Raw genomic sequence first — 15662 nt, forward strand, 5'->3', positions numbered from 1 at the left:
TGATCCAGTGGGAGAGCAAATATTAAAATCAGCTGTAGGAAAAATATCCTGGTCGAAATGGTATTCGAAGATAGCTGAGGCCACCCGAAGGTATATCTTCCGCTCAAGAGCCTCATGCATCGGAACTTCACAACACAGATAACATCCAAATCAAAACACGGTGGCTGAGGACCTCGAAGCCACTTTTGAGTACAAACACCTACTCCCTACTTTGGTTGTTTTTACGTAACCCTTATTTAATTTTTCTTCCTTCCTTTACATTAGTTCCCCGGAACATTTTATCGCAGGTAAGACGGTACCGGTAAGAACAATCTTTAACCAACAAAAAACTTTTATCTCATGAAGAACCCCACTTTAGACGCTTATCAGCAGGTATTTGCAATGGCCTGCATCGTAGGACGTGCCGCCGGTTATCACGGCACGGAAAGCTTACTCCAGCAACAGCTTCAGAAAGACCTTTCTTTTTATCTCAGCGACGTTCCGCCTTTGGACTCTGCGCAGACAGCTTCTGTTGCTGATTCTGCAGTAACGCCGGTGTTAGGCAACTGGAAACTGGTCTGGGGCCCGGTAGTGCTTGAAGAAGTGATTGAAGGCATTCCGACCGGTGTGGCCGATAATTCACTGTTTGTGGCCGAATGCGATGCCGTCGCATTTCCCGGTGGTCCGGTAATGCCCGCCTATGTGGTGGCGGTAGCCGGAACCAATCCCGATTCCCTTTATGACTGGGGTGATGAGGATTTTTCCGTTTCCAAGGTGGTGAATTGGAACACTTATGATCCGTCCGGTTTTACTCCGTCGCCTTATGTGGAAGACACCCCATTTATCTCCAAAGGAACGGCGACCGGCATTCAGAACCTTCTCGGAATGGTCTCCCCGGATACGGCAGCCGCTCCCGGCACCAGCCTTGAACAGTTCCTGACCGGTACAAAACCTGCGGAGGACACGGCTGTTATTTTCTGCGGCCACAGCCTGGGCGGTGCCCTGTCCCCGACCCTTGCGCTTTACCTGAAACAGAAAAATTACCTTGATCACTTTGCGCTTACGCTGGTCTATCCTACCGCCGGACCAACGCCCGGTGAAGCCAACTTTGCGGAACTTTTCAACACCACTTTCCCCGCACTGCCATCCGGATGGGAGCCGCAGCCGCTCCCATACCAGAGCTGGAACACAATGCATTGGAATTCGATTGATGTGGTACCCCACGCCTGGGATCTTCCGGACCTGCTGAAAGTGGCCAAAATCTATGGGAAATCCCCGGACTTCCGGACGGCTGTTTTTCTGGATGCCCTGGAGGGGGTCGCTGTTTATGATGCAACGCAATCAGGTGTCCTTTATACCAGGATCCGGAACAGTTCTTTAGAAGGAACTCCGCAGACTTCGGATGGAAAGAAGGCAATCAACGTTCCTCCGCAAACAATTACAGATTATGTGTCACAGCTTTTTATTCAGCACGTTGACCTTTACCGTGATATTTCTTTTGATCCGGTTGTTCCCGGTCTGATCCTCTCCCAGCCTTTGCCACAGCCTCCAAAATCGGATCTGGTCCCGGGCCTACGGGAAGTTACCCGCGACGAACTGGTTGAAACCACCTGTGCCCAGTTTGCCAGCTGGGTCGCCTCCCGTGCACTGTCTGTTGTAAAACCACTGGCAGAAGTTTAAAATAAAAACTATTTTTACCAAAATAAAACCACCTGCCGGATGCGGCGGGTGGTTTTGTCATAAGAATTTTGTAATGCAGAATATTTGGATTTGCCAATTGCTTTCATTTAATCGTATATTTAGGATACAACACAACATAAAATATAAATCATCGTTTAAGTGCTGTGTTGTGAATTGCTTTCATTTATCCGTATCTTTGGGATACAACACAACTATTCTGCCATATTTGGGCTATCATGCGGAGTTGTGAATTGCTTTCATTTATCCGTATCTTTGGGATACAACACAACTTGTCTTGACGTTTTCTCAAACGCTTGAGAGTTGTGAATTGCTTTCATTTATCCGTATCTTTGGGATACAACACAACGAGTCGGTCATATGGGGGATATCAGGCGGGGTTGTGAATTGCTTTCATTTATCCGTACCTTTGGGATACAACACAACGAGTCGGTCATATGGGGGATATCAGGCGGGGTTGTGAATTGCTTTCATTTATCCGTACCTTTGGGATACAACACAACGAGTCGGTCATATGGGGGATATCAGGCGGGGTTGTGAATTGCTTTCATTTATCCGTATCTTTGGGATACAACACAACTGTATCAGCAATAATGTTTCCTTGTTTGATGTTGTGAATTGCTTTCATTTATCCGTATCTTTGGGATACAACGCAACCAGATATTTGGTATAACCAACAGCCTTCATGTGGTGGATGGCTTTCATTTATCCGTACCTTTGGGATACAACACAACTCCGTCGGATTCGACGAGGTTTCCTTTTCGGTTGTGAATTGCTTTCATTTATCCGTCTCTTTGGGATACAACACAACTCCGTCGGATTCGACGAGGTTTCCTTTTCGGTTGTGAATTGCTTTCATTTATCCGTATCTTTGGGATACAACACAACACATGATGTATTCGGAAAAGATAAAGTGGGGTTGTGAATTGCTTTCATTTATCCGTATCTTTGGGATACAACGCAACCAGATATTTGGTATAACCAACAGCCTTCATGTTGTGAATTGCTTTCATTCATCCGTATCTTTGGGATACAACACAACTCCGTCGCATTCGACGAGGTTTCCTTTTCTGTTGTGAATTGCTTTCATTTATCCGTATCTTGGGGATACAACACAACCAGATATTTGGTATACCTAACCGCCTTCATGTTGTGAATTGCTTTCATTTATCCGTATCTTTGGGATACAACACAACCAGATATTTGGTATAACCAACAGCCTTCATGTTGTGAATTGCTTTCATTTATCCGTATCTTGGGGATACAACACAACCAGATAGTTGGTATAACCAACAGCCTTCATGTTATGAATTGCTTTCATTTATCTGTATCTTTGGGATACAACACAACTCCGTCGTCTTCGACGAGGTTTCCTTTTCTGTTGTGAATTGCTTTCCTTTATCCGTATCTTTGGATACAACACAACTCCGTCGTCTTCGACGAGGTTTCCTTTTCTGTTGTGAATTGCTTTCATTTATCCGTATCTTTGGGATACAACACAACTCCGTCGTATTCGACGAGGTTTCCTTTTCTGTTGTGAATTGCTTTCATTTATCCGTATCTTTGGATACAACACAACTCCGTCGTCTTCGACGAGGTTTCCTTTTCTGTTGTGAATTGCTTTCCTTTATCCGTATCTTTGGATACAACACAACTCCGTCGTCTTCGACGAGGTTTCCTTTTCTGTTGTGAATTGCTTTCCTTTATCCGTATCTTTGGATACAACACAACTCCGTCGTCTTCGACGAGGTTTCCTTTTCTGTTGTGAATTGCTTTCATTTATCCGTATCTTTGGGATACAACACAACCGGAGATTCAGCTGGTTTAACTTATTCTAAGTTGTGAATTGCTTTCATTTATCCGTATCTTTGGGATCCAACACAACATCGGCGTTGTCTTCTCGCAATTGAAGTACGTTGTGAATTGCTTTCATTTATCCGTCTCTTTGGGATACAACACAACGCGGGCCAAATTAGCCTGTTCACGTTTATAGTTGTGAATTGCTTTCATTTATCCGTCTCTTTGGGATACAACACAACGCGGGCCAAATTAGCCTGTTCACGTTTATAGTTGTGAATTGCTTTCATTTATCCGTATCTTTGGGATACAACACAACATCGGCGTTGTCTTCTAGAAATTGAAGTACGTTGTGAATTGCTTTCATTTATCCGTATCTTTGGGATCCAACACAACATCGGCGTTGTCTTCTCGCAATTGAAGTACGTTGTGAATTGCTTTCATTTATCCGTATCTTTGGGATCCAACACAACATCGGCGTTGTCTTCTCGCAATTGAAGTACGTTGTGAATTGCTTTCATTTATCCGTATCTTTGGGATCCAACACAACATCGGCGTTGTCTTCTCGCAATTGAAGTACGTTGTGAATTGCTTTCATTTATCCGTATCTTTGGGATACAACACAACGCGGGCCAAATTAGCCTGTTCACGTTTATAGTTGTGAATTGCTTTCATTTATCCGTATCTTTGGGATACCACACAACTCTTAATCTTATAGAACCTTCACATTTTGAGTTGTGAATTGCTTTCATTTATCCGTATCGTGGGGATACAACACAACTATGTTCCGGCCGAAGATTAATCGGTGCGCGTTGTGAATTGCTTTCATTTAGCCGTATCTTTGGGATACAACACACCTATGTTCCGGAAGAAGATTAATCGGTGCGCGTTGTGAATTGCTTTCATTTATCCGTATCTTTGGGATACAACACAACTATGTTCCGGAAGAAGATTAATCGGTGCGCGTTGTGAATTGCTTTCATTTATCCGTATCTTTGGGATACCACACAACTCTTAATCTTATAGAACCGTCACATGTTGAGTTGTGAATTGCTTTCATTTATCCGTATCGTGGGGATACAACACAACTATGTTCCGGCCGAAGATTAATCGGTGCGCGTTGTGAATTGCTTTCATTTATCCGTATCGTGGGGATACAACACAACTATGTTCCGGCCGAAGATTAATCGGTGCGCGTTGTGAATTGCTTTCATTTATCCGTATCTTTGGGATACAACACAACTCTTAATCTTATAGAACCTTCACATTTTGAGTTGTGAATTGCTTTCATTTATCCGTATCTTTGGGATACAACACAACGATGTTCCGGAAGAAGATTAATCGGTGCGCGTTGTGAATTGCTTTCATTTATCCGTCTCTTTGGGATACAACACAACGATGTTCCGGAAGAAGATTAATCGGTGCGCGTTGTGAATTGCTTTCATTTATCCGTCTCTTTGGGATACAACACAACGATGTTCCGGAAGAAGATTAATCGGTGCGCGTTGTGAATTGCTTTCATTTATCCGTATCTTTGGGATACAACACAACCTGCGAAAAACTATAATAACGATCGCCAAAGTTGTGAATTGCTTTCATTTATCCGTATCTTTGGGATACAACACCACGTTAATAGGCTTCCCGCCTTGTACTCATATGTTGTGAATTGCTTTCATTTCTCCGTATCTTTGGGATACAACACCACGTTAATAGGCTTCCCGCCTTGTACTCATATGTTGTGAATTGCTTTCATTTCTCCGTATCTTTGGGATACAACACCACGTTAATAGGCTTCCCGCCTTGTACTCATATGTTGTGAATTGCTTTCATTTATCCGTATCTTTGGGATACAACACAACTACTGCATTTTTGAAGAAATCCGGAAGAATGTTGTGAATTGCTTTCATTTATCCGTATCTTTGGGATACAACACCACGTTAATAGGCTTCCCGCCTTGTACTCATATGTTGTGAATTGCTTTCATTTCTCCGTATCTTTGGGATACAACACCACGTTAATAGGCTTCCCGCCTTGTACTCATATGTTGTGAATTGCTTTCATTTCTCCGTATCTTTGGGATACAACACCACGTTAATAGGCTTCCCGCCTTGTACTCATATGTTGTGAATTGCTTTCATTTATCCGTATCTTTGGGATACAACACAACGTTAATAGGCTTCCCGCCTTGTACTTATATGTTGTGAATTGCTTTCATTTATCCGTATCTTTGGGATACAACACAACGTGAAGTATTTCTTTGAAAAACCTATTCTAGTTGTGAATTGCTTTCATTTATCCGTATCTTTGGGATACACCACAACCAAGGGCTGCTGTTTCACCTGACGTTTTTTGTTGTGAATTGCTTCCATTTATCCGTATCTTTGGGATACACCACAACCAAGGGCTGCTGTTTCACCTGACGTTTTTTGTTGTGAATTGCTTCCATTTATCCGTATCTTTGGGATACACCACAACCAAGGGCTGCTGTTTCACCTGACGTTTTTTGTTGTGAATTGCTTTCATTTATCCGTATCTTTGGGATACAACACAACGGATTCTACTTCATTATTAAAGATAGTTGTGTTGTGAATTGCTTTCATTTATCCGTATCTTTGGGATACACCACAACCAAGGGCTGCTGTTTAACCTGACGTTTTTTGTTGTGAATTGCTTTCGTTTATCCGTATCTTTGGGATACAACACAACCCAGGGCTGCTGTTTAACCTGACGTTTTTTGTTGTGAATTGCTTTCGTTTATCCGTATCTTTGGGATACAACACAACCCAGGGCTGCTGTTTAACCTGACGTTTTTTGTTGTGAATTGCTTTCATTTATCCGTATCTTTGGGATACAACACAACCAAGGGCTGCTGTTTAACCTGACGTTTTTTGTTGTGAATTGCTTTCATTTATCCGTATCTTTGGGATACAACACAACCCAATTGATAGCTAGTTTGAGCATCTAGATGTTGTGAATTGCTTTCATTTATCCGTATCTGTGGGATACAACACAACGCCCAAACCCAACGTCATGTCAGAAGTAATGTTGTGAATTGCTTTCATTTATCCGTATCTGTGGGATACAACACAACGCCCAAACCCAACGTCATGTCAGAAGTAATGTTGTGAATTGCTTTCATTTATCCGTATCTGTGGGATACAACACAACGCCCAAACCCAACGTCATGTCAGAAGTAATGTTGTGAATTGCTTTCATTTATCCGTATCTTTGGGATACAACACAACGCCAAAACCCAAAGTCATGTCAGAAGTAATGTTGTGAATTGCTTTCATTTATCCGTATCTTTGGGATACAACGCAACTTGAGTGGGAGCTAGGTTGGGCATCTAGATGTTGTGAATTGCTTTCATTTAGCCGTATCTTTGGGATACAACACCACCTTTCCACATCTTATGGATGTTATCAGCGTGTTGTGAATTGCTTTCATTTAGCCGTATCTTTGGGATACAACACCACCTTTCCACATCTTATGGATGTTATCAGCGTGTTGTGAATTGCTTTCATTTATCCGTATCTTTGGGATACAACACAACCTTTCCACATCTTATGGATGTTATCAGCGTGTTGTGAATTGCTTTCATTTATCCGTATCTTTGGGATACAACACAACCCGTCACGTTAAATACCTCGCCTCGGCAGAGTTGTGAATTGCTTTCATTTATCCGTATCTTTGGGATACAACACAACGTATGAATATAACAAACTCCATCCTTGATTGTTGTGAATTGCTTTCATTTATCCGTATCTTTGGGATATAACACAACAAAATCATCATCATAGCAGGTGATATTGATGTTGTGAATTGCTTTCATTTATCCGTACCTTTGGGATACAACACCACGTATGAATATAACAACCTCCATCCTTGATTGTTGTGAATTGCTTTCATTTATCCGTACCTTTGGGATACAACACCACGTATGAATATAACAACCTCCATCCTTGATTGTTGTGAATTGCTTTCATTTATCCGTATCTTTGGGATACAACACAACTTTCCGAAGTTTTACCATGCCGTTAGACGCGTTGTGAATTGCTTTCATTTATCCGTATCTTTGGGATACAACACAACGATGTAAGGGGTGAAGTGTCATTTGGGATTGTTGTGAATTGCTTTCATTTAGCTGTATCTTTGGGATACAACACAACGATGTAAGGGGTGAAGTGTCATTTGGGATTGTTGTGAATTGCTTTCATTTAGCTGTATCTTTGGGATACAACACAACGATGTAAGGGGTGAAGTGTCATTTGGGATTGTTGTGAATTGCTTTCATTTATCCGTATCTTTGGGATACAACACAACAAAATCATCATTATAGCAGGTGATATTGATGTTGTGAATTGCTTTCATTTATCCGTATCTTTGGGATACAACACAACGATGTAAGGGGTGAAGTGTCATTTGGGATTGTTGTGAATTGCTTTCATTTAGCTGTATCTTTGGGATACAACACAACGATGTAAGGGGTGAAGTGTCATTTGGGATTGTTGTGAATTGCTTTCATTTAGCTGTATCTTTGGGATACAACACAACGATGTAAGGGGTGAAGTGTCATTTGGGATTGTTGTGAATTGCTTTCATTTATCCGTATCTTTGGGATACAACACAACACTTTGATTAAAGTTTGCTAACATTCCGTTGTTGTGAATTGCTTTCATTTATCCGTATCTTTGGGAGACAACACAACATGTTGTCTCAAGTGCTTTAAAAACTTGTGGTTGTGAATTGCTTTCATTTCTCCGTATCTTTGGGAGACAACACAACATGTTGTCTCAAGTGCTTTAAAAACTTGTGGTTGTGAATTGCTTTCATTTCTCCGTATCTTTGGGAGACAACACAACATGTTGTCTCAAGTGCTTTAAAAACTTGTGGTTGTGAATTGCTTTCATTTATCCGTATCTTTGGGATACAACACAACTTTTGATATTGTGTTGTATTCTTTAAAGTGGTTGTGAATTGCTTTCATTTATCCGTATCTTTGGGAGACAACACAACTTTTGATATTGTGTTGTATTCTTTACAGTGGTTGTGAATTGCTTTCATTTCTCCGTATCTTTGGGATACAACACAACGAAGTATTTAGTATAGCCAACCACTTTCATGTTGTGAATTGCTTTCATTTCTCCGTATCTTTGGGATACAACACAACGAAGTATTTAGTATAGCCAACCACTTTCATGTTGTGAATTGCTTTCATTTATCCGTATCTTTGGGATACAACACAACTAAGTATTTAGTATAACCAACCGCTTTCATGTTGTGAATTGCTTTCATTTATCCGTATCTTTGGGATACAACACAACACGTTTTCTCAAACGCTTCAAAAACTTTTGGTTGTGAATTGCTTTCATTTATCCGTATCTTTGGGAGACAACACAACCAAAGTAAATTGGTAGAAGCTCAGATAGATGTTGTGAATTGCTTTCATTTATCGTATCTTTGGGATACAACACAACGATGCAAGTGTTGAAGTGTCATTTGGTACTGTTGTGAATTGCTTTCATTTATCGTATCTTTGGGATACAACACAACGATGCAAGTGTTGAAGTGTCATTTGGTACTGTTGTGAATTGCTTTCATTTATCCGTATCTTTGGGATACAACACAACCAAAGTAAATTGGTAGAAGCTCAGATAGATGTTGTGAATTGCTTTCATTTATCCGTATCTTTGGGATACAACACAACAATGTAAGTGTTGAAGTGTCATTTGGTACTGTTGTGAATTGCTTTCATTTATCCGTATCTTTGAGACACAACACAACAACGTAAGTGTTGAAGTATCACTTGGTACTGTTGTGAATTGCTTTCCTTTATCCGTATCTTTGAGACACAACACAACAACGTAAGTGTTGAAGTATCACTTGGTACTGTTGTGAATTGCTTTCCTTTATCCGTATCTTTGAGACACAACACAACAACGTAAGTGTTGAAGTATCACTTGGTACTGTTGTGAATTGCTTTCATTTATCCGTATCTTTGGGATACAACACAACGGTTTAGGAGAGGAAATGAAGGAAAGTACAGTTGTGAATTGCTTTCATTTATCCGTATCTTTGGGATACAACACAACGGTTTAGAAGAGGAAATGAAGGAAAGTACAGTTGTGAACTGCTTTCATTTATCCGTATCTTTGGGATACAACACAACGGTTTAGAAGAGGAAATGAAGGAAAGTACAGTTGTGAACTGCTTTCATTTATCCGTATCTTTGGGATACAACACAACGGTTTAGAAGAGGAAATGAAGGAAAGTACAGTTGTGAACTGCTTTCATTTATCCGTATCTTTGGGATACAACACAACTTTGAAAACTAAAGCAGATCAGTTTGAAAAGTTGTGAATTGCTTTCATTTATCCGTATCTTTGGGATACAACACAACGCATCTGCACAGCTAACTTTCTTATTGACAGTTGTGAATTGCTTTCATTGATCCGTATCTTTGGGATACAACACAACGCATCTGCACAGCTAACTTTCTTATTGACAGTTGTGAATTGCTTTCATTGATCCGTATCTTTGGGATACAACACAACGCATCTGCACAGCTAACTTTCTTATTGACAGTTGTGAATTGCTTTCATTTATCCGTATCTTTGGGATACAACACAACCCGGCCTTACGGTACCGGAAGCCCTGAATAGTTGTGAATTGCTTTCATTTATCCGTATCTTTGGGATACACCACAACATCGTGTATTACGCACCTATATCTGGATTCGTTGTGAATTGCTTTCCTTTATCCGTATCTTTGGGATACACCACAACATCGTGTATTACGCACCTATATCTGGATTCGTTGTGAATTGCTTTCCTTTATCCGTATCTTTGGGATACACCACAACATCGTGTATTACGCACCTATATCTGGATTCGTTGTGAATTGCTTTCATTTATCCGTATCTTTGGGATACAACACAACGCATATGAAAAAATGGATTTCTTAATGACAGTTGTGAATTGCTTTCATTTATCCGTATCTTTGGGATACAACACAACATAGTGTATTACGCACCTATATTTGGATTCGTTGTGAATTGCTTTCATTTATCCGTATCTTGGGGATACAACACAACGCTCTGGAGTAGCTCAGGTTCAAAGCCGGAGTTGTGAATTGCTTTCATTTATCCGTATCTTGGGGATACAACACAACGCTCTGGAGTAGCTCAGGTTCAAAGCCGGAGTTGTGAATTGCTTTCATTTATCCGTATCTTGGGGATACAACACAACGCTCTGGAGTAGCTCAGGTTCAAAGCCGGAGTTGTGAATTGCTTTCATTTATCCGTATCTTTGGGATACAACACAACCAGGCTGTACATCGTATGATCCCGGGTCCCGTTGTGAATTGCTTTCATTTATCCGTATCTTTGGGAGACAACACAACGCTCTGGCTTAGCTCAGGTTCAAATCCTGCGTTGTGAATTGCTTTCATGTATCCGTATCTTTGGGAGACAACACAACGCTCTGGCTTAGCTCAGGTTCAAATCCTGCGTTGTGAATTGCTTTCATGTATCCGTATCTTTGGGAGACAACACAACGCTCTGGCTTAGCTCAGGTTCAAATCCTGCGTTGTGAATTGCTTTCATTTATCCGTATCTTTGGGATACAACACAACGCTCTGGATTAGCTCAGGTTCAAATCCTGAGTTGTGAATTGCTTTCATTTATCCGTATCTTTGGGAGACAACACAACGCTCTGGATTAGCTCAGGTGCAAGTCTTGAGTTGTGAATTGCTTTCATTTCTCCGTATCTTTGGGATACAACACAACGCTCTGGATTAGCTCAGGTGCAAGTCTTGAGTTGTGAATTGCTTTCATTTCTCCGTATCTTTGGGATACAACACAACGCTCTGGATTAGCTCAGGTGCAAGTCTTGAGTTGTGAATTGCTTTCATTTATCCGTATCTTTGGGATACAACACAACTCTTCCTCATCTTCACCTGGTTCATAGAAGTTGTGAATTGCTTTCATTTATCCGTATCTTTGGGATACAACACAACGCTCTGGATTAGCTCAGGTTCAACTCCTGAGTTGTGAATTGCTTTCATTTATCCGTATCGTTGGGATACAACACAACGCTTTCTCTCGCGATAGATTAGCGTTAGCGGTTGTGAATTGCTTTCCTTTATCCGTATCTTTGGGATACAACACAACGCTCTGGATTAGCTCAGGTTCAACTCCTGAGTTGTGAATTGCTTTCATTTATCCGTATCTTTGGGATACAACACAACGCTTTCTCTCTTGATAGATTAGCGTTAGCGGTTGTGAATTGCTTTCATTTATCCGTATCTTTGGGATACAACACAACGCTTCCTCTCTTGATAGATTAGCGTTAGCGGTTGTGAATTGCTTTCATCTATCCGTATCTTTGGGATACAACACAACCGGGCGCTCCTCCTGCCAACCCGGGCTATCGTTGTGAATTGCTTTCATTTATCCGTATCGTTGGGATACAACACAACGCTTTCTCTCTTGATAGATTAGCGTTAGCGGTTGTGAATTGCTTTCATTTATCCGTATCTTTGGGATACAACACAACCGGGCGCTACTCCTGCCAATCCGGGCTATCGTTGTGAATTGCTTTCATTTATCCGTATCTTTGGGATACAACACAACGCTTTCTCTCTTGATCGATTAGCGTTAGCGGTTGTGAATTGCTTTCATTTATCCGTATCGTTGGGATACAACACAACTTCATAGTCTCCATAGATAGACCACCACCGGTTGTGAATTGCTTGCATTTATCCGTATCTTTGGGATACAACACAACGCTTTCTCTCTTGATCGATTAGCGTTAGCGGTTGTGAATTGCTTTCATTTATCCGTATCTTTGGGATACAACACAACTTCATAGTCTCCATATATAGACCACCACCGGTTGTGAATTGCTTTCATTTATCCGTATCTTTGGGAGACAACACAACTGCTGCCATCACCATGCTAATAGCTTTCTGGTTGTGAATTGCTTTCATTTATCCGTCTCTTTGGGATACAACACAACCGGGCGCTACTTCTGCCAATCCCGGCTATCGTTGTGAATTGCTTTCATTTATCCGTCTCTTTGGGATACAACACAACCGGGCGCTACTTCTGCCAATCCCGGCTATCGTTGTGAATTGCTTTCATTTATCCGTATCTTTGGGATACAACACAACTGCTGCCATCACCATTCTAATAGCTTTCTGGTTGTGAATTGCTTTCATTTATCCGTATCTTTGGGATACAACACAACTAATTTTCTACAGATGTCTGGCCTGTTCTAGTTGTGAATTGCTTTCATTTATCCGTATCTTTGGGATACAACACAACTAATTTTCTACAGATGTCTGGCCTGTTCTAGTTGTGAATTGCTTTCATTTATCCGTATCTTTGGGATACAACACAACTAATTTTCTACAGATGTCTGGCCTGTTCTAGTTGTGAATTGCTTTCATTTATCCGTATCTTTGGGATACAACACAACCTTAATTGTATCCTGCGTAACATTAGTACCGTTGTGAATTGCTTTCATTTATCCGTATCTTTGGGATACAACACAACTAATTTTCTACAGATGTCTGGCCTGTTCTAGTTGTGAATTGCTTTCCTTTATCCGTATCTTTGGGATACAACACAACTAATTTTCTACAGATGTCTGGCCTGTTCTAGTTGTGAATTGCTTTCCTTTATCCGTATCTTTGGGATACAACACAACTAATTTTCTACAGATGTCTGGCCTGTTCTAGTTGTGAATTGCTTTCATTTATCCGTATCTTTGGGATACAACACAACTGATTTTCTAAAGATGTCTGGCCTGTTCTAGTTGTGAATTGCTTTCATTTATCCGTATCTTTGGGATACAACACAACTGAGTTTCTAAAGATGTCTGGCCTGTTCTAGTTGCAAATTGCTTTCCTTTATCCGTATCTTTGGGATACAACACAACTGAGTTTCTAAAGATGTCTGGCCTGTTCTAGTTGCAAATTGCTTTCCTTTATCCGTATCTTTGGGATACAACACAACTGAGTTTCTAAAGATGTCTGGCCTGTTCTAGTTGTGAATTGCTTTCATTTATCCGTATCTTTGGGATACAACACAACCATAGAATGTGGAAAGAGTTTGAACCGTTAGTTGTGAATTGCTTTCATTTATCCGTATCTTTGGGATACAACACAACTCGCTGGAGGCCGGGGTCGCCTTCGCCGCTATTGTGAATTGCTTTCATTGATCCGTATCTTTGGGATACAACACAACTCGCTGGAGGCCGGGGTCGCCTTCGCCGCTATTGTGAATTGCTTTCATTGATCCGTATCTTTGGGATACAACACAACTCGCTGGAGGCCGGGGTCGCCTTCGCCGCTATTGTGAATTGCTTTCATTTATCCGTATCTTTGGGATACAACACAACTCGCTGGAAGCCGGGGTCGCCTTCGCCGCTGTTGTGAATTGCTTTCATTTATCCGTATCTTTGGGATACAACACAACCTTTAATATATATTTAACAGTGTCCGGAGTGTTGTGAATTGCTTTCATTTATCCGTATCTTTGGGATACAACACAACCGTCTTTTAAAAATTACCGTGGAACTCTAAGTTGTGAATTGCTTTCATTTATCCGTATCTTTGGGATACAACACAACATGATGGATAACATAGACTTTAAGATTAATGTTGTGAATTGCTTTCATTTATCCGTATCTTTGGGATACAACACAACAGACATAGCACTGGTATCGGCGTTACTTTCGTTGTGAATTGCTTTCATTTATCCGTATCTTTGGGATACGACACAACATTGCTTCGGACGGGGCTTTGGTTTTTTGTGTTGTGAATTGCTTTCATTCATCCGTATCTTTGGGATACGACACAACATTGCTTCGGACGGGGCTTTGGTTTTTTGTGTTGTGAATTGCTTTCATTCATCCGTATCTTTGGGATACGACACAACATTGCTTCGGACGGGGCTTTGGTTTTTTGTGTTGTGAATTGCTTTCATTTATCCGTATCTTTGGGATACAACACAACTCCTTCAGTTACCGGACTAATTATTGTTTGGTTGTGAATTGCTTTCATTTATCCGTATCTTTGGGATACAGCACAACTTCTAGACTTATTATAAGGATGTATAAGCGGTTGTGAATTGCTTTCATTCATCCGTATCTTTGGGATACAGCACAACTTCTAGACTTATTATAAGGATGTATAAGCGGTTGTGAATTGCTTTCATTCATCCGTATCTTTGGGATACAGCACAACTTCTAGACTTATTATAAGGATGTATAAGCGGTTGTGAATTGCTTTCATTTATCCGTATCTTTGGGATACAACACAACGAGCGATGAATTGCTCCCAGCCATTCCACAGTTGTGAATTGCTTTCATTTATCCGTATCTTTGGGATACAGCACAACTTCTAGACTTATTATAAGGATGTATAAGCGGTTGTGAATTGCTTTCATTTCTCCGTATCTTTGGGATACAGCACAACTTCTAGACTTATTATAAGGATGTATAAGCGGTTGTGAATTGCTTTCATTTCTCCGTATCTTTGGGATACAGCACAACTTCTAGACTTATTATAAGGATGTATAAGCGGTTGTGAATTGCTTTCATTTATCCGTATCTTTGGGATACAACACAACTTCTAGACTTATTATAAGGATGTATAAGCAGTTGTGAATTGCTTTCATTTATCCGTATCTTTGGGATACACCACAACACCACTTTCTGTGGTATCTGTGCCAGATCCACTTCTAACCTCTCTCCCCTCTCCATATCTTTGGGATACAACACAACCTTTCCTATATATTTACCCGTGTCCGGCGTGTTGTGCATTGCTTTCATTTATCCGTATCTTTGGGATACACCACAACACCACTTTCTGTGGTATCAGCGTTCGATTCGTTGTGAATTGCTTTCATTTATCCGTATCTTTGGGATACAACACAACCATATTAATGAACTCTTGCTCTTCAATCTTGTTGTGAATTGCTTTCATTTATCCGTATCTTTGGGATACAACACAACCTTTAATATATATTTAACAGTGTCCGGCGTGTTGTGAATTGCTTTCATTTATCCGTATCTTTGGGATACAACACAACCTTTAATATATATTTAACAGTGTCCGGCGTGTTGTGAATTGCTTTCATTTATCCGTATCTTTGGGATACAACACAACCTTTAATATATATT

Annotated in this window: 1 protein-coding gene and 1 CRISPR repeat array; the gene reads left to right on the top strand. The window is 40.7% G+C overall.

The features are described 5' to 3' along the window. Nucleotides 1-339 precede the first annotated feature (339 nt). Nucleotides 340-1659 carry a hypothetical protein gene (locus ACED20_RS19295; protein ID WP_378106394.1) on the top strand — a complete coding sequence of 440 codons (1320 nt, stop codon included), beginning with the start codon at nt 340-342 and terminating at the stop codon, nt 1657-1659. Between the two features lie 89 nt (nt 1660-1748). Beyond that, a CRISPR array of direct repeats spans nt 1749-15648; the repeat unit is 27 nt; unit sequence GTTGTGAATTGCTTTCATTTATCCGTA. Nucleotides 15649-15662: the final 14 nt, after the last annotated feature.

This window comes from Chryseobacterium sp. sg2396, assembly GCF_042610505.1.
In the GTDB taxonomy this organism is placed as follows: Bacteria; Bacteroidota; Bacteroidia; order Flavobacteriales; family Weeksellaceae; genus Chryseobacterium.